The organism is Asticcacaulis sp. AND118, assembly GCF_020535245.1.
Taxonomy (GTDB): Bacteria; Pseudomonadota; Alphaproteobacteria; order Caulobacterales; family Caulobacteraceae; genus Asticcacaulis.
Genome location: NZ_CP084911.1, coordinates 756,256 through 773,854, shown reverse-complemented (window position 1 = coordinate 773,854; position 17,599 = coordinate 756,256). Strand labels below are relative to the sequence as shown.

Below are 17,599 nucleotides of genomic sequence, written 5' to 3'. Positions count from 1 at the left end.
ACACGCCGCGGCACGAAAGCGGCGCGTATGCACCGCAAACCGCTTACGGTTAACCGGGGTATTTGCATCGCACATATTGACTGTGTTAGTTGAAAACAATTGTCATAATTCATTGGATTCGCCATGCGCCGTACACTTGCCCTCATTTTGCTGGCTTCCAGCGCCCTGCCTCTTTCCGCGCTTGCCGCCGGCGTCGACACGCCCCTCTTCCCCACCGATCCGAACCCGAGCTTCTCCGAAGACGCGATGAAGGAAGGCAAGACGCACCTCGTCGGGTCGTTCGGCGTCACGCCGACGGCGATCATCGGCATCGATAGCACCAGCAATGCGCGCTACACCGGCGCGAACGAAGAAAGCGATGTCATCGTCGGCGTGAACGCCGCGCTCAACGTCGCCTCCGTCTGGCGCACGCACGAACTGAAGGGCACGGCCTATGTGAAGGCCGAGACCTATCTCGATAACGACAGCGAAAACACCGTCGACGGCGGCGTGGTCGCCAGCGGCCGTTACGATTTTTCGGCCTACACCAATCTGTCGACCGAGGTTGAGTTCCACCATGGCCATGACGCCCGCTATCAGCGCGTAGTGTCGGGCAATGTCGAGCCCGTCGAATACGATCAGACCGGCGTCAAGGTCGCCTATACGGCTACCGGTAACCTGCTGAAATATTACGGTGCCCTGGGCTATCGCAATTTCGACGCCGACAATGCCTTCAATGCAAGCGGCGGGATCATCCCTCAGGATTATCGCGACTCGCAACGCACCTATGCCGAGGCGCGCGCCGACTATCGCATCACGCCGGTCACGGCCCTGTTCGTCTATTATCAGGCCAACAGGGTCGAGTTCGACGACAAGACCAATAACCGCGATTCCGACGGCTACAGCCTGCGCCTCGGCGCCGCCTTCTACATGTCCGAACTGCTGACCGGCGACGTGCAGGTCGGTTACATGAAACAGGATTATAAAAACCCGGTCTTCGCCTCGGCTCAGGGCGCGTCCTATCTCGCCAATATCAACTATATGCCGACGCGTCTGACAACCATCGTCTTCAACGCCCGCCGCTCGATCGAAGAAGCCCCGTCTATCAACGCCTCAGGCTACTTTTACAATATGGGCCGTATCATGGTGAAGCACGAGCTGACCCGCCGGCTCAACCTCGGCATCGGCTATGAGACGACCAAGCTGGAGTTTAACGGCGTCGATCGTGACGACACCTTCAACGGCCTTTACATGGCCGGCCTGTACGAGGTGACGCGCAACCTGAAGATCGAGGTCAGCTTCCGTAACCGCGACTTCAAATCGAGCGGCGTCAATGCCATTCTCGATCCGGAATATACCGAAAACCGCTTTGGCGTCGCGCTGCGCGCCGCCTTCTAAGCCAATGGCGCGGCCGGGCGCAAAGGCTCGCCGCGCCGTCTATCGCTCCGCTGACGGATGGTTAATCGGCGGATTGTGTTGATTTATTTATTCTGCTAAATATTCCAAGGGGGCTCCGACAGATCGGTTGTGCGATGATCGTCTCTCCCCGCTGTTTTTCTTACCCGCCTTCATTTGCGCCCGAATTTAGCGAAAACGGGCGTGGTACGAGTCTTGCTCTGGCGTGCCTGAGATTGCCGATCCGAAACACCTATCTTGCGCTGCAGCATAAACTCGCATAACATTGCCGCGTCGGGCTGTTCATGTTTTTAGACCATAAGCCTTCCTCAAAGGATTATAAATTGCGCCGTATTCTTTTACTCGCCCTGGCTATTTGCCTGCCCGTCACCGTCCAGACTCAGGCCCAAACCCGTCCCGCAAGCGCCGTCGAAGGTCAGGAGCGCGTCTACCGCCTCGGCAGCGGCGACAAGGTTCGCGTCACGGTCTACGGCGAACCCGACCTCAGCGGTGAATTCGCCGTCGATGGCACCGGCAGCGTCTCCATTCCGCTGATCGGTGAAGTGAGCGCCCAGGGCCTCACCGTGGCCGACTTCCGCGCGGCCGTCGAAAACAAGTTCAAGGACGGTTACCTGCTCAATCCGCGCGTCAGCGCCGAAGTGACCAATTATCGCCCCTATTACATCATGGGCGAAGTCGGCAAGGCCGGCGAATATCCTTATGTGGATGGCCTCTCGGTGGTCAACGCCATCGCCCGTGCCGAGGGCTTCACCTACCGCGCCCAGCAAAAGCGCATCTTCATCAAATCCTACGGCTCCGAACAGGAAACCGAAGTGATGTTGTCGCCGGAACTGCGCGTTTATCCGGGCGACACCATCCGTATCGCCGAACGTCATTTCTAACCGGTCCTGCCCGCATACACGGGCAATCGGTTGTCTTATAACGCTTGTATATTCGCTTAACCATTTCCCTAGTCCGGACCCCGGCGCGCGCCGCTCCCACCGGAACCCAACCTATACGGACCCGTTAATACTATGCAGAACGCCGCGGCCCAAGATACAGACTCCGGCTCGGAAGTCTTCGACATCCGCACCATCATTTCCGTCGTGCGGATCAACAAGTGGTTGTTTGCCGGCATCTTCCTCGCCGTCTTCGCCGTGGCCATGGCGGTCATGTTGTCGGCCCCGTCGAAATACACCAGCTCGACCAGCGTGATGATCGGCGGCGAACGCCTCAAGGTCGTGCCGAACGCTCAGGAAATCGCCAAGGACCTGCCGGACGATGCGACGCAGGTCGATACCGAAGCCGAAGTCCTGCGTTCGCTGGCCCTGGCCGAAGGCGTCGTCGATAATCTGAAACTGGCTGATGATCCGGAATTCAATCCGGCCCTGCAAAAGCCGTCGGGCCTTGCCGCCCTCCTGCCCGGCAATCAGAGCGCTGCGCCGATAAGCCCCGACTCGCTGCGTCAGCGCGTGGTCATGAACGTGCTGAACACCGTCACGGTGAAGCGTCAGGGCGCGACCCGCGTGGTCACGGTCAGCGTCGAAACGAACGATCCGGTCAAGTCGGCGCGTATCGCCAATGCCTGGATCTCGCAATATATGCGCCGCCAGTCGACCCAGAGCAACGCGCTGGTCACCAATGCCAACGAGCAGATCGGTTCGCGCCTTGAGGAACTGCGTCAGCAGGCCCTGCAGGCCGACGCCGCCGTTCAGCAGTTCAAGATCGCCAACGGCCTCGGCGCGGACACCTCGCCCGCCGGCGGTTCGATCCAGGAGCAACAGATTGTTTATCTGAGCCAGCAGATCGGTGAAGCGCGTTCGGCTCTGGCCGCCAGCCAGGCCCGTCTGTCTGCCGCCCAGCGCGACACGACCGGCGCCAGCGGTGAAGAAGGCGCCAGTTCGGAAGTGCTGCGTGACCTGCGCGTTCGTGAAACCGAAATCCGCTCGCGTCTGGCCAGCCTGCGCAGCCGTTACGGTCCGATGCACCCGGAAGTGGTCAAGGCCACCAACGAAGAAGCCGTGGTCAACTCGCAGATCGCCGCCGAACGCACCCGCATCCTCTCGACGCTCCAGACGCAGGTCAATGCCGACCGTCAGCGCCTGTCGTCTCTGGAAGGCAGCGCCGGTGCGGCTCGTGGCTCGCTCAACCGCAATCTCAGCGCTTCGACCCGCCTGACCGACCTGCAGATGCAGGCTCAGGCCGCTCACTCGGTCTACGAGTCCTACCTGCAGCGCTATCAGGACACCAGTTCGCAGGAAGGCATCGAGAACGTCAATGCCCGCGTCTTGTCCGAAGCCAAGATGCCGACGCGCCGTTCGTCGCCGAAGATGGGCAACTCGCTGCTGCTCGCCTTCTTCGCCGGTCTGTTCGCCGCCTCGGGCGCCGTCGCCGTCAAGCACTCGCTGCGCCGCGGCCTGACCTCGGGCAACGACGTGATCAAGCACCTCAATGTGCCCTACCTCGCCGGTATCGCCGACGTCGGTTCGACCATGAAGGGTCGTCTGAACAAGAAGATCAAGCTGTGGGAGTACCTCGAAAACAACCCGCTGTCGGTCTTCTCCGAGCAGTACAAGATCCTGCTGAACGCCCTTAATTTCAGCAAGGTCAGCGAAAGCAAACGCGTCATCGCCGTCACCTCGGCCATTCCGGGCGAAGCGAAAACGACCACCAGCCTGTGTCTGGCCAAAACCATCGAAATGCTCGGCAAATCGGTGGTCGTGGTCGACTGCGACCTGCGTCGCCACTCGGTGTCGACCTCTATCGGCGGCCACTACGAAGCCGGCCTGATCGAAGTTCTGCAGAACGAAGTGCCGCTGGCCAAGGCCCTCTACAATGCCGGTCGCGGTGTTATGTACCTGCCGGTCACCGGTCGCGGCGTACCGCAACAGCAATTCTTCGGCACCGAGCGCATGGCGGCCCTGCTCGAAGAACTGAAGTCGCACTTCGACGTGGTCATCCTCGACACCGCGCCGGTTTTGCCGATCGTCGACACCCGTCTGCTCGCCCACCAGGCCGACGTCACGGTTCTGCTGGCCAAGTGGAACGATACGCCGATCGGCGCTACCCAGACCGCGCTCGACATCCTTTATAACGAGGGTTTGGCTAACCTTGCCGGCGTGGCCCTGACCATGATCGACATCAAGAAGCAGTCGATCTCGTCGGGCATCGGCAGCGAATACTACTACAACTCGTACAAGAGCTACTACACGACCGAAACCAAGGCGTCCTGATCCGGGACGGCTTGCCGGAACTGACAAGGCGTGCCTTCCCACCGAAGGCGCGCCTTGATGCCCTTATGGGCTCCCCTGCCGACGACCTATTCTTATGTCTCTATTTTAAATATTCCTATTTCTATGTCCGGGATTGAAGCATTGACCCTCGCAGATATGGCCCCCACGCGCCCGTCTCGTACGATCATGATGGTGAACCAGTTGTACCCGCCCATGCAGGTCGGCGGCGCGGAAAAGTCCGTATCCTTACTGGCCGAGGCTATGGTGCGCGCGGGGCATCGGGTCGTCGCCGTCACACTGGGCATGGGGAATGAGCGGGAAGATGAAGAGCGCAATGGCGTCACCGTGGTGCGCCTGCCGCTCGACAATCTGTTCTGGGCCTTCGACAATACGAATAAGGAAAGCGCCCCGAAGCGCATGGCCTGGCATGTGTTGGACATGTGGAACCTGAAGGCCGCCAAACGCTTCGCCGCCATAGTGGAGGAATTTCGTCCCGATGTGGTGCACACCAATGTGCTGGTGGGTTTTTCGGTCGCCATCTGGGCGGAACTGAAAAAACGCAATATTCCGATCATTCATACGCTGCGCGACTATTCGATGCTGTGCGGCCGTTCGACCCTGTTCCGCCACAACCATATCTGTGAGACGCGCTGCACCGACTGTCAGGCCCTGACCGCCGTGCGCAAATTTCGTTCGGATCTGGTGAGCGCCGTGGCCTCGAACAGCGACTACGTCATCAAGCAGCATCTTAAACACGGCTATTTCAAAGGGCGTCCCGCCTCGGTCATCTTCAACATCGCCGACCTTTCGGCCAAGCCCGCAGCGGCGGATACACCGACCGATGAGTTAGTGTTCGGCTTTATCGGTCAGGTCAACGAAGAAAAGGGCATCGGCGTCGTTCTCGAAGCCACGCGCAAGATGAAGCGCTCAAACTGGCGGCTGAAGATCGCCGGACGCGGGCCGGCGGAGTATATCGACGGGTTAAAGGCCAGGTACGGCGATCCACGCATCGAATGGCTGGGCTTCGCCAAGCCCGAAGAATTCTATACCTCGATCGATACCTCGCTGATCGCCTCGATCTGGCCGGAACCCCTGCCCCGCACCCTGATCGAGAGCTTCGCCTATGGCCGCAGCGCCCTGTGCGCCCGCTCCGGCGGCATTCCGGAAATCGCCTCGATCGGCAAATGCGTGGCCGAATACGATCCGTTCGATTCCGATACGCTGGCGCAACTGATGGATGCTGCCATCGACGACATGCCCCGCTGGAAGCGCGCGGAGCCCGCCGATCCGGCCTTCTTCGCCGCGTTTTCCGAGGCGGAAATCGTAGGGCGATACAGTACGCTTTACGAACAGGCGATTGCAGATAAGTAAAGCAAACCCGGCAACCATAAGATTGCCGGGTATTTCTTTATCTATACAGTCACATTCTTATACGTTTTGCCGGCGGAACTGACGCACCAGTTCAAACACGATCGGCGGCACAAACTGACGCACGCGCTGCTGCGAGCGAAAGCGCTCGTTTTCCGTACGGAAGCTGCGGCTTTCACCGTTAAAGAACTCCGTCTTCAACGACATGGTTTCGTCGCCATCCTTGATGCCGTTGCTGTAGAAGTAGGCAGCCGCGGAACGGCGCGTGCGACCGTCGGGCGCCGTGACCGGATTGGGGTGGCCGTGCAGGCTGCGGCGCGTCTGAAACAGGAAGATGGTGCGGCCCATGACCGGTACGACTTCCTGCACGCGCTGTTGCAGGTCGGGATCCCAAAGTTCCAGACGCCCGCCGTAATCGTATTTCCAGCCTTCGTTCAGATAGGTGATCACCACCAGGCGATTATTGAGGCCTGTCGTCGGGTGATGCGTAAAATCGGTATGCAGTTTGAAGAAACCGCCCGACGGAATTTCATGCAGCCCCCCATTATACAGTTCCGGATCGCCGATCAGACCGTCGACGCGCGTCAGGCGCTTGACGAAATCGACGAAGACGCCCGAATAGATGGTCTGAAAATAAAGATCGGTGGCCAGACCGAAGCGGGTATTGGGCAGGGTGCCGCGCTTGACTTCTTCGCGCCCCTGTATGGAGCGCCAGTTATTCCACTTTAACCGGTCGAATTCCGCGTTCATTTCTTCCAGCAGGATCGGCGAGAACAGACCATCGACCACCAGATGCGGGTAAGGCGAGTTGTTACGCAGCGTTTCACTAAGTTGCGCGACCGATTTATCGCTCATAAGCTCGTGATTGAGGACGTCGCTGAAGTCCAGGCGACGTCCGCCCAGATTGATATAGTCGCCGGCTTCCCGTGCCAAAGTGGACATTCTGTACCCTTTTTCGCTCAACTCCCCCCGGCAGCCCTGTCTTTTTACAGGACTGTTGGGTCAGGCATCACGCAGGTTGCAAGGGTCAGGCCAGCATAACGCGCACACCGCCCCCGCGCGCTTAACGTATTATTAACCCTTCTTCTTGAAGGGCGCAATCTTCTATTTTTATTAGGAGGGCCAACAACTTACAGGCCTTTCAGTCCAGCAAATTGACGCAAAAGTCGCGTTTAGGAATATATAAATATTACTTGAATAATAGAACAATAGAAAATCAGCAACATTGTATTTTGATTTTTTTGAAGCCGTTTCAAAAAATATTAACTCCACTCTTCTATAACCACATCAACCCAGAACAAAATTAATTCCCCGCGTAATACAGTATCTGAGTTGGTGATGGCAAAATTAGACTTGAACTCTCACGAACGGGTCGATGAAACCATCACGCCCGTCGAAGCAACCACGCGTCGTCGCCCATCGCGACGTCGTCTGACACTGTCAAGCTGTGCCATTTTGGCCGCTCCCCTCGCCGCCTGCGGCGGTGGTGGAGGCGGTGGCGGGGGCTCCACACCCTCGTCCGCACCGGTCGGCGCAGCCCCGGCAACGCCTGCTCCCGTATCCATCAGCGATGTCGAAGCCGCGCGCTTCCTGCTTCAGGCCCAGTTCTCGGCTACGGATGACGAGATTGCCGCCGTGAAGAGCCAGGGCCTGTCCGGTTGGCTGAATACCCAGTACAATGGCGCGATCTCCACGCCGCTGTGGGACTGGCTGCAAAGCAACGGCTATAACGCCATCACCACGGATCGCTACTATTTCAGCAACCGTCCGGGCGAAAACGGCGTTTGGAACCAGTTGATCAGTTCTTCCGACCAGATGCGCAAACGCATAGCGCTGGCCCTGTCGGAACACTTCGTCGCCCCCATCAATGTCAGCAACAGTTGGCCCAGCGCCATTCTCGCCGGCTACTGGGACATGCTCAATACACACGCCTTCGGCAACTTCCGTCAACTGATGGAAGCGGTAACCCTGAACGTGCAGATGGGCCTGTTCCTCAATACCGCGGGCAGCCGCAAGTCGAACAGCCAGGGCCGCCGCCCCGACGAAAACTACTCGCGTGAAATCATGCAGTTGTTTACGCTGGGACTGGTTCAACTCAATCTGGACGGCACGCCCAAGACCGACAGCGCCGGCCGCACGCTCGACACCTATACCCAGTCGGACGTCGAAAACCTCGCCCACGTCTTCAGCGGCTACAGCTTCGACCTCACCGGCATCACGGAAACCACGCCGGCGTGGGAAACGGTCGCTATCCGCGATCCGGCCTATGCCCGCAAACCGATGGCGGTCGATGTCAACGGCCACTCCTACGTTGCTGTCACCTTCCACGGCACCAGCATCGCCGCCAACACCCCGGCGGATGTGGCTCTGAAGACGGCGCTCGACACCCTGTTCAACCACCCGAACGTCGGACCGTTCTTCGCCACGGCGATGATCAAGCGTCTGGTCACCTCCAACCCCAGCCCGGCCTATGTGCAGCGCGTCGCCACCGCCTTCAACGACAATGGTTCGGGCGTGCGCGGCGACCTGAAAGCCGTGTGGACCGCCATCCTGACCGACAGCGAGGCCAGGGCCACGATGACCGCCACCAGCGGCAAGCTGCGCGAGCCGATGATCCGCTTTATCCAGTGGGCGCGCATGGCCGAGGTCACCTCCTCGAACGGTGCGTGGAATATCGGCGACCTGTCGCAGGCGCAGAACCTGGGCCAGAGCCCGCTGCGCTCGGCTTCGGTGTTCAACTTCTTCCGTCCCGGCTACGTGCCCCCCAATACGGAAATCGCCAACCGCAATCTGGTCGCCCCGGAATTCCAGATCGTCAATGAATCGACGACCGCCGGCTATCTCAACTTCATGCTGACCTCGGTCAGGTCCGGCGTGCAGGACGTCAAGCCGCATTACACGGCCCTGCTGCCCAAGGCGTCCGATCCCGCCGCGCTGATGGCGGCGCTCAACCTGCGCATGACGGCCAATCAATTATCGTCCAACACGGTGAGCGTCATCCAGAACGCGATCGGCACGCTCCCCGCCGGTTCCGACAGCGAAAAGCTGACGCGCATTCAGGCGGCCGTCTATCTCGTGCTCGCCAGCTCCGAATATCTGATCCAGAAGTAGGCGTTTTCCCATGATGATCAACAAGTCTCAGGACCTGACCCGACGCACCGTGTTTGAACGCATGGGCAAGCTGGCCATTGTCGGCGGCGCGGCACCCTTCGCGCTCAACCTCGCCGCCCTCGGCGAAGCCGCGGCCTTCTCTGGCGGCGATTACAAGGCGATTGTGTGCATCTTCATGCACGGCGGCAATGACCAGAGCAGCACCCTGATCCCCTACGACCCGGCCAATTACGACCGCTACAGCGAACTGCGCGGCGGCGGCGCGGGTCAGACGGCGGGCGGCATCGCCTATGCCCGCGCCGATCTGGCCAACACCGTGCTGAACACCAGCCAGACCCTGACCGACGATCAGAAACTGGCGCTTGCGCCGCAACTGACCTCGCTGAGAAGCCTGTGGAATTCGGGGCGTCTGGCCATGCAACTCAATGTCGGCCCGCTGATCCAGCCGACGACGCTGGCGCAGTATCAAAGCACCAACCGCACGGCCAATCCGCTGCCGCCGCGCCTGTTCTCGCACAACGATCAGGCCTCGGTATGGCAGTCGCTGGGCGCCGAAGGCTCGACGACGGGCTGGGCCGGCCGTCTGGGCGACCTGGCCCTGTCGGACAACAACAACAGCCTGATGACCTGCATCTCGGCCGCCGGTAACGCGGTCATGCTGTCGGGCGATACGGCGCTGCAGTACCAGATCAACACCACGGGGGCGATCCCGGTCAACGGTCTGAAGTCGAATCTCTTCGGCTCTCAGGCCTGCTCGGAAGCGCTCAACACCCTGATCAATCAGTCGAGCGGCCACGTCTTCGAAGCCGAGTACAACCGCGTGCTCAAGCGCTCGATCGCCTGGGAAGGCACGGTCAGCGGCGCGCTGAACGCCGCCCCGGTCGCCAACGCCTTCGCCCAGACCAGCAGCAGCAATACGCTGGCGACCCAGTTGAAGATCGTCGCGCGTCTGATCGCGGCGCGCGCCAATCTGGGCATCAAGCGTCAGGTCTTCTTCGTCCAGCACGGCGGCTACGACACGCACGACGGCACGAACAACATCCATCCGAAGCAGATGCAGCAGTTGAACGAGGCCATGCTGGCCTTCTACACGGCGACGGTGGAAATGGGCGTATCGGAAAAGGTTACGACCTTTACGGCGTCGGACTTCGGTCGCACCCTGTCCTCAAACGGCACCGGCACCGACCACGGCTGGGGTTCGCACCACTTCCTGATGGGCGGCGCGGTCAATGGCGGCCGCTTCTACGGCACCGCGCCGAAGATCTCGATCACCAGCGACGATCAGGTCGGTCAGGGCCGCCTGTTGCCGACGACCTCGGTCGATCAGTACGCGGCAACTCTGGCGCGCTGGTTCGGGGCCTCGTCTTCGGAAATCGCCAGCATCTTCCCCAATATTGGCCGCTTCTCCACGGCGAACCTGGGCTTTATGGCGTAATTTCAGGGCCTGGGCGTCGTCTGACGAAACAGATGACGTCCGACCCAGCCATTGAGGCCTTTCGTCACCGGCCGTTCGAACAGGACGTAGCACAACGCGCCTGCGGCTACGCACATCAGCAGCAGCACCGGCTTGGCCCACAGAGCGTCACCCAGCAGCCTGTGGCCGATCGACAGAACGAGACCGTGCGTCAGGTACAGCGAATAGGAAGCGTCGCCGAGAAACTCCAGCGGTTTCGCCCAGGCCGGCCCTGCGCCGTGGCGCGTCATGGTCAGCGCCCCTGAGACGATCATGAAGGCTGGCACCCCCGTATAGAGAACCTGCCAATCGTTGATTCCGAAGGCGATGAACTCCGAACCGAAGAACAAAACCAGGCCGACCACCAGCAACGGCAGACCCGCCACGCGCGGGATCTGGCGATAGATTATCGACAAAACGACGCCCGACCCGAATTCGAGGATGACGGGCGAGGTGATGAAGGTCAGCACCTTATTGTCGCGCAGGAACAGCCCGGCCAACACGATGATCGGCAACACCATCAGGGTGAAGGTCTTGGGCCGCGAAAAACACAATCCTATGAAAAACAGAGCGTAGAAGAGGATTTCGTAGTTCAGCGTCCAGCCGGGCACCAGCAGCGGCCACACCTCACCCACCTGATTGACATAGGGGATGAACAGCAGGGACTTGGTCAGATATTCCGGATTGACCTGCACCTGAGACGAAAGACCGGACAGCACCGCTATCAGGCACAGCGCCAAGGTTACCGCCCAGTACAGGGGCACGATGCGCAGAAGACGCCGCGTCAGAAAGCGCAGGGGCGAGTCGCCGATATCGGTCTTGCCGATGATGAAGCCTGAAATCACGAAGAAGATGTCCACGCCCGCCGCCAGAAACTTCGGCGTTCCGGACGTCATGTGAAAGACCACCACCAGCAGGGCGGCGAAGGCTCTCAGTATCTGAATGGCATAGAAATGTTCACGCGCCGCCACGACATCTCTCCGCTCAAACACGTCGAAAATTGAATGGATACAAATAAATACGGGCGTTACCTGAGAGGGCGCGCGCTAAAGGAATACAGATTTCAAAATGTGACGCACGTCCGATAATCCGGGCGACCCGCCCTACGCGTAACCGATACTGAGGAAATCGCGCTCGCGGCCCCTGAGGCGCACGGCGGTCAGGGTGCCGGTCTGATAGGTGCCGGTATCGACGCCGATGCGCCATTCCTTGTTTTCCGGTTGCGGCGTCGGCGTATGCCCGTGCACGACCACATAGGCGCAGGATTTCGGCGCATTGAGAAAGTCATCGCGAATCCACAGAAAGGTGTCGGGTCCCTGCTCTTCCAGCGGCACCTTGGGATCGACGCCGGCATGGACAAACAGGTAGTCGCCCGCCTGAAAGGTCAGCTTCATCCGGCCTATCAGATCGCGGTGGCGCTGAGGAAAGCGCGCCTGCAGTTGCTCGCGCACCTCGTTGGCGGTCGAGGCGAAGTCCATATTGAAAGGAATTTCGACGCCATAGGAGGTGGCGCAGGTGTCGCCCCCGTATTTGAGCCACATGGACTCGCCCTTGGCGAGGAACTTCATCATGGCCCATTCGTGGTTGCCGATCAGCACCTCAAGATCGCACCAGCCCTTGCCTTCGGCGATATAGGCCTGAATGCGCACGATTTCTTCCAGCACGCGCGACGAAGCCGGGCCGCGGTCGACATAATCGCCCAGCAGGATCACGCGCGGGCGTTCCTTGAGCGAAAGGGCGTCCAGGCGAATCTTTTCCATCAGGCCGCAGAACTGGTCGAACATCCCGTGCACATCACCGATGGCGTAGGTCAGCCGGTCAATCTCGGCATTGGTGAAGGACTTGGGCTTTTTCTTGAAACCGAACACAGCAGGAATACTTTTTGAAAGGCATATGGCTTGGCAAATGAATGCCACACCATATGCGGATAAATTGCAAGGCTGACAAGCCCGATTGACGACTTGCGGCTTTTACGGTTTGCTCGCACCTGCACACACGTAAGAACCGCCGGCGGACAGGGTCAGGGCGGATCATGGATCGACCCTGAGGCCACGGGAATAAAATTGCAAGACACACTTCATTCGCAATCTCTCGCCGCCTCACCCGCTCCCCGTGCGCCGGACGTAATCCGTAACCTGCAGATTCTGCGTTTTCTTGCTGCGTCTCTGGTCCTGTTTGAGCATGCGCAGTACGAAGGCGTGACCAAGGCCTATCTGGATGCCGCGCATTATAAGGTCGTCGATTTCTTCTTCTGGCCCGGCGGCGTCGACATCTTCTTCGTCATCAGTGGCTTCATCATGTACACGATCGGCCGCCAATCCTTCGGCAAGCCAGGCGCGGCAGGTCAGTTCATCCTGCGGCGTATCGTACGCATCGTGCCGAGCTACTGGTTCTTCACCGCCCTGATGGTGCTGGCGGCCTTTGTCCTCAAGGACAGCGTCAGTCATGGGGCCATGTCGGCGGCCGATATCGTGCGCTCGCTCTTGTTCATTCCCTATCTCAACGCCTACGGCACCTATTATCCGGTCCTGTCGCTTGGCTGGACGCTGAACTATGAAATCTTCTTCTACGCCCTATTCGCCGCAGCTTTGGCCTTTCCCCGCAGCACCGGCCTGCGGCTGATAGCCGGCGCCCTGTGCCTGATCGGCCTCCTCGGTATGGCCGGCTGGGTGACAATGCCTGTGGTCGAATTCTGGTTCAATTCGATCGTCATCGAGTTCGCCTTCGGCATCGGCCTCGGCTGGCTGTATCAGAAAGGCACACGGTTACCGGTGTGGTCCGGACTGGGACTGTTCGCGATCGGCGTCATCCTCGTTATCGTCGCCAAGCATTTCAAGCTGGATATCACTGCGCTCGATTATCGCGCCCTCTGGCTGGGCCTGCCCGCCCTGATGATGGCGGCGGGGCTCGTCTTTATAGAGCGCCCTGAAAACAACGGTCCCGTCATGCGCGCGCTGGTTTTCGGCGGCGACATGTCCTTTGCCCTCTACCTGTCTCACCCCTTCGCCATCAATATTACGGGGCTGGTCTTCGGACGTCTCGGCTTGACCAGCATCCCGCTGTTCATCATTGCCGCCATGACCGTAGCCCTGATCGGTGCGGCCCTCTTCTATCTGCTGTTCGAAAAACCCGTCACGGCTTTTCTCAATGCACGTCTTCGCCAGAACAAAACTACACAATCCATTGATATAGCTGGAAAAGTGAAGTCCTGATCTCACTGGGCAAGCGGGCCCGCGGGGCAGGAAGTTATCCCCTGAAACGAGAATCGGGTTTCCAAGCGCGCCAATTTGGTAAATAATAGGCTGGAAATTTGGGAGTGTGATCACGGGCTTTCCACGAACCTCAAGGTTCGCGTGACGTCATAATCCCGCCGTAGAAACGGTATTTCCTGGCTAACCCTGATTGTATTATTACCCACCTGTCCGGGCATTTTTTCCGGCGGTGCCCCCGGTTGGGCAAACCGAACAAGGCGGACCGCGTGGCCTCTTGTCTCAGGTTGCAGCACTATTTTTCACGCTGCGGCACAGTTTTTGCTCAAACGACCATATCTTACAAAGGCTATTACTGATGTCAGATTATGTTGGATTGAGAGATCGCGGTGACGCGGTCGCCAGAACCTCCCCCGGCGAATTTCCGTCGACCCGGAGCCATGCTTCGGGCACCAGAACCGTTTCCCATGACAGCGGCGGGCGCTATCCGGTGGCCCACAGCCTGTCCAAGCGTCTGCTCGACATCGTCATCGCCTCCACAGCTCTGCTGTTCCTGCTACCGTCCTTCCTCGTGGTCGCCCTGCTGATCAAGCTGGAATCCAAGGGCCCGGTCTTCTTCATGCAGCGCCGCACCGGCCTGAACGGCAAGGTGTTCCAGATTTTCAAATTCCGCAGCATGCGCGTCGCCGAGGACGGTGAACGCGTGGTTCAGGCGACGCGTGGCGACTCGCGCGTCACCCTGATCGGTCGCTTCATCCGCAAAACCAGCATCGACGAACTGCCGCAACTCATCAACGTGCTGAAAGGCGATATGTCGCTAGTTGGGCCACGCCCGCACGCTCTGGCGCACGACACCGATTTCGCCGCCCGTGTGCCGGCCTATAATGGTCGTTTCCGCGCCCGTCCGGGCCTGACCGGTCTGGCTGCCATCCGCGGCTATCGCGGCGAGATCCACAGCCAGTCCTGCATCGAAAACCGCGTCGACGCCGACAACGAATATATCCAGACCTGGACGATCAAGAGCGACATCGTCATCATCTTCAGGACCGCCCTGATGATCGTCGGCGACAAGAACGCCTACTAGAGCGATAAGCCGAAAGGTGTAAGCGGTCTTTGACAGCGTCGAACTTCGTTTCTGCCCTGATATCGCGACAAAACCAACGTCTGGAGTGGAATGACGATTGTATCTAAAGTCATTCCACTCCGGAACGTTTCTGGTCGACCCGCGACCGGACCGCACTTCCCCTGCGGCTCAAGCCTTTTCGGTGAACCCTGCCGATGACCGACACAAAACGACTAGTCTCACTGGATGTCTTGCGCGGGCTGGCCGCCCTGCTGGTTGTCGTCCAGCACGCCGTCGAGCACTACGGCAACGCCACTTTCGACTACGTGCAGCAGAACGTCATCAATATGGGGCAGATTGGCGTCCTGATCTTCTTCATGATCAGCGGCTACGTCATTCCCTACTCACAGGCCAATGCCGGGCGCAGCCTGATCGCCTTCTGGATCGCGCGTATCTTCCGCATCTATCCGCTCTATATCGTCGTCGTGGCGCTCAATCTGGCGCTGGCGGCCTTCCTGTTCCACAATCTCGCCCCCGATCTGGGTAAAAGCCTGATCGCGCATGTGATTTTCGCACAGGAATGGATCGGCTGGCCCAATTACGGCGGTCCGAGCTGGACATTATTCCTCGAACTGATCTGGTACACGCTGTTTGCCGCGCTCGTTTTTCTGCGCATGGAAAAGAATGCCGCTGCGGTTCATATCGGACTGATGGCGCTTCTGCTCACCTTCCTGATCCTTGTCGCGATCCTTCAGCGACAAATTCCGTTCGGCAAGGTCGCTTTTCTCGTCACCTTCTTTCTTGGCTACATCACCTATCTGTACCGGAACGAGGCCCTGAGCCTGTTCCGCTTCCGCGCCTTCGCCATTTCGAGCGTCGCCCTGACCATGCTCATCATGTTCCTGTGCTATTACCTGTTCCGCGACCCGGCCAGGCCCAACATTTCCTTCCTGTGCATCGTTCTGAACTGGACGGCCTCGCTGATCATATTCATGGGCCTTATCTTTTCAAAAAGAACGGTCTACAGCCGCTTCTTCATCTTTCTCGGCGGCATCAGTTTCTCGGTCTATCTCCTGCACGACACGGTCATCAACACCTTCCGTCACTTCGCGGTCGATCCGGTTATCTATGTCCCGCTGATCCTCCCCGTAACGATTGCCCTGTCGGCGCTGACGTTCAGACTGATCGAGAAACCCGGCACGCGCTTGGGCAAGCGACTGATCGCGCGTCTGCAAACCACCCAGCCCGTCGTCCCCCGGCCGAAGGTCGAAGGATGAGACCCGTGCGACACACCCGGCAATCCACGGTCTGCATTCGTTTGACGACAAGGCACAGGTATGATGTAAGCTAAGGCCGCATTGGCGTTATCGATATCTATTCTGTTCGTTTTATTCTCCGCGCCGCTTTGCGCGCCCGATTTCAAAGATTACAAGACTCCGACATGTCCGAGAGCAAGACCGTAAAGCGCACGCCCTTCATCGCGAAAGTCGGTGCGGCCGTCATCGCCATATTGCTGATCCGCCACACCTTCGGCGGCATCATCCGTTACGGATTGAGCGAGACGAACCTCAGCTTCCTGTGGTTCGCCCCCGACGCGCTGGTGTCCGTGGCCCTTGCCCTCAGCTTCTTTGCCGCCATCCGCTCCAAGGAACTGCTGCGTCGCGTGGTGCTGGGTCTGTCGCTCGTCCTCTTAGCCCTGCCCGCCATAACCGGCTACGCCAACGGCAACAATCTCCTGTCTATCGTCTCCGGTTACAAGATCATCGCGCCCCTGGTTCTGTGTCTGAACACGCCCTTCCTGCTGCGTGAAATGACCAAGCGCTATTTCTGGCTGTGGTGCGCGCTTCTGGCGGTGACGCTGGCCTTCCTCATCGCCGATCAGTTCATCGATTATCCGTGGGTCGGCGACCGTTTCGTGCAGTTCGGTGTCGAGCGCGAAGTCTCGCGCCAATGGTGGGCCACCTACGCCGTCGGTGACGGCTCGCGCGTCACCCTGTCGCGTCAGGCCGGGGCCACCGTGGCCAGTATGTCGGCCGGGGCGCTGCTCGTCATGTTCTACGCCCTGATCCGCACGCGACTGAAAAATATCTGGATCGAACTGCTAATCGTACTGGCCTGCCTGTACGGCGTCTTCCTGACGGACTCGAAGACGACCTATTTCTGTATTCTGCTGGTGTTCATCTGCGGCAATCTGCCCCGCCTGCCCGACTTCATCAAGAATCTGGTCAGTTTCGACGTGAAGGCCGGCGTTCAGCAAACCCTGAGTTGGGCGCTGCTCGCCGTAGGTTTTATCCCGATGATCATCGGCTTCACGCGCGAGGCCAGCCCCTACTACGCCTATAACAGCTTCATGGACCGCATCAATTTCACCTGGCCGTCCTCTATGGCGCGCATGGGCGAAATCGGCGGCGACAGCGCCTATATCTGGGGTGCCGGCTACGGTTCCTTCGGCAGCCCGTCCTATTACAGCGGCAAATATATTGCGACGACCGCCGCCGTCGACAACTTCATGCTTTATCAATACGCCATCTGCGGCGGGCTGGCCCTGATCCTCTACTACCTTCTGGCGCGAGTAGCGACACGCGCCGAAGGCACCGCACTGGCCTTGTTCGCCGCCCTCATTCCCTATAGCTTCGCCACCAGCAATGAAGGCCCCGAATGCCTGTTGCTGGCCGGTCTGGCCCTTTCCAATGCGCTATACGCCACGCGCATTCAGTGGTTGCCCTTTCAGACAGGCATCAAGTTCAGGTATTGATTGCGCTTTTTTAACCACATACCCACGTTCTTC

General features: G+C 59.3%; 13 protein-coding genes. 10 read left to right on the top strand and 3 right to left on the bottom strand.

Annotated features, from left to right (window positions below):
• The first annotated feature begins 123 nt into the window (after positions 1–123).
• From LH365_RS16850 to LH365_RS16835, 4 genes are all read left to right on the top strand, one after another.
• Complete coding sequence (locus LH365_RS16850; protein WP_226745719.1) at positions 124–1,377, top strand: outer membrane beta-barrel protein; 1,254 nt, start codon at positions 124–126, stop codon at positions 1,375–1,377.
• Between the two features lie 341 nt (positions 1,378–1,718).
• Positions 1,719–2,276, top strand: coding sequence for a polysaccharide biosynthesis/export family protein (locus LH365_RS16845; RefSeq protein ID WP_226745718.1), 558 nt, complete (start codon positions 1,719–1,721; stop codon positions 2,274–2,276).
• A 132-nt stretch (positions 2,277–2,408) separates the two neighbouring features.
• Positions 2,409–4,607 carry a polysaccharide biosynthesis tyrosine autokinase gene (locus tag LH365_RS16840; protein ID WP_226745717.1) on the top strand — a complete coding sequence of 733 codons (2,199 nt, stop codon included), beginning with the start codon at positions 2,409–2,411 and terminating at the stop codon, positions 4,605–4,607.
• A 141-nt stretch (positions 4,608–4,748) separates the two neighbouring features.
• Entirely contained in the window at positions 4,749–5,978 is a 1,230-nt protein-coding gene (locus LH365_RS16835; protein ID WP_226745716.1) for a glycosyltransferase family 4 protein, read from the top strand.
• 57 nt (positions 5,979–6,035) lie between these two features.
• On the opposite strand, the gene LH365_RS16830 is transcribed toward LH365_RS16835, so the two are convergent.
• On the bottom strand, positions 6,036–6,917 hold the full coding sequence (locus LH365_RS16830) for a 2OG-Fe(II) oxygenase (protein WP_226745715.1): 882 nt from the start codon (positions 6,915–6,917) through the stop codon (positions 6,036–6,038).
• Positions 6,918–7,430: 513 nt separating this feature from the next.
• On the opposite strand from LH365_RS16830, the gene LH365_RS16825 reads away from it, so the two are divergent.
• Positions 7,431–9,086 carry a DUF1800 family protein gene (locus LH365_RS16825; protein WP_226745714.1) on the top strand — a complete coding sequence of 552 codons (1,656 nt, stop codon included), beginning with the start codon at positions 7,431–7,433 and terminating at the stop codon, positions 9,084–9,086.
• Between the two features lie 10 nt (positions 9,087–9,096).
• A complete protein-coding gene (locus LH365_RS16820; RefSeq protein ID WP_226745713.1) occupies positions 9,097–10,521 on the top strand; it encodes a DUF1501 domain-containing protein in 1,425 nt (474 codons plus the stop codon).
• Positions 10,522–10,523: 2 nt separating this feature from the next.
• On the opposite strand, the gene LH365_RS16815 is transcribed toward LH365_RS16820, so the two are convergent.
• Positions 10,524–11,510, bottom strand: a complete 987-nt coding sequence (locus tag LH365_RS16815) for an acyltransferase (RefSeq protein ID WP_226745712.1) — start codon at positions 11,508–11,510, stop codon at positions 10,524–10,526.
• Between the two features lie 132 nt (positions 11,511–11,642).
• On the bottom strand, positions 11,643–12,407 hold the full coding sequence (locus LH365_RS16810) for a metallophosphoesterase (RefSeq protein WP_226745711.1): 765 nt from the start codon (positions 12,405–12,407) through the stop codon (positions 11,643–11,645).
• Between the two features lie 195 nt (positions 12,408–12,602).
• Between LH365_RS16810 and LH365_RS16805 the strand changes: the two genes are divergently transcribed.
• The 4 genes from LH365_RS16805 to LH365_RS16790 all read left to right on the top strand — a co-directional run bounded on the left by LH365_RS16805 (position 12,603) and on the right by LH365_RS16790 (position 17,566).
• Positions 12,603–13,751, top strand: a complete 1,149-nt coding sequence (locus LH365_RS16805; protein ID WP_226745710.1) for an acyltransferase — start codon at positions 12,603–12,605, stop codon at positions 13,749–13,751.
• A gap of 355 nt (positions 13,752–14,106) precedes the next feature.
• Positions 14,107–14,832, top strand: a complete 726-nt coding sequence (locus tag LH365_RS16800; protein WP_304502306.1) for a sugar transferase — start codon at positions 14,107–14,109, stop codon at positions 14,830–14,832.
• Positions 14,833–15,026: 194 nt separating this feature from the next.
• Positions 15,027–16,088, top strand: coding sequence for an acyltransferase (locus tag LH365_RS16795; protein ID WP_226745709.1), 1,062 nt, complete (start codon positions 15,027–15,029; stop codon positions 16,086–16,088).
• Between the two features lie 164 nt (positions 16,089–16,252).
• Positions 16,253–17,566 carry a hypothetical protein gene (locus LH365_RS16790; protein ID WP_226745708.1) on the top strand — a complete coding sequence of 438 codons (1,314 nt, stop codon included), beginning with the start codon at positions 16,253–16,255 and terminating at the stop codon, positions 17,564–17,566.
• Positions 17,567–17,599 lie beyond the last annotated feature (33 nt).

Bases quoted from the DNA above. Each gene is read 5' to 3' on its own strand.
- LH365_RS16840 (WP_226745717.1), top strand. From the start codon at position 2,409: ATGCAGAACGCCGCGGCCCAAGATACAGACTCCGGCTCGGAAGTCTTC.
- LH365_RS16800 (WP_304502306.1), top strand. From the start codon at position 14,107: ATGTCAGATTATGTTGGATTGAGAGATCGCGGTGACGCGGTCGCCAGA.
- LH365_RS16790 (WP_226745708.1), top strand. From the start codon at position 16,253: ATGTCCGAGAGCAAGACCGTAAAGCGCACGCCCTTCATCGCGAAAGTC.
- LH365_RS16850 (WP_226745719.1), top strand. From the start codon at position 124: ATGCGCCGTACACTTGCCCTCATTTTGCTGGCTTCCAGCGCCCTGCCT.
- LH365_RS16830 (WP_226745715.1), bottom strand. From the start codon at position 6,917: ATGTCCACTTTGGCACGGGAAGCCGGCGACTATATCAATCTGGGCGGA.
- LH365_RS16795 (WP_226745709.1), top strand. From the start codon at position 15,027: ATGACCGACACAAAACGACTAGTCTCACTGGATGTCTTGCGCGGGCTG.
- LH365_RS16820 (WP_226745713.1), top strand. From the start codon at position 9,097: ATGATGATCAACAAGTCTCAGGACCTGACCCGACGCACCGTGTTTGAA.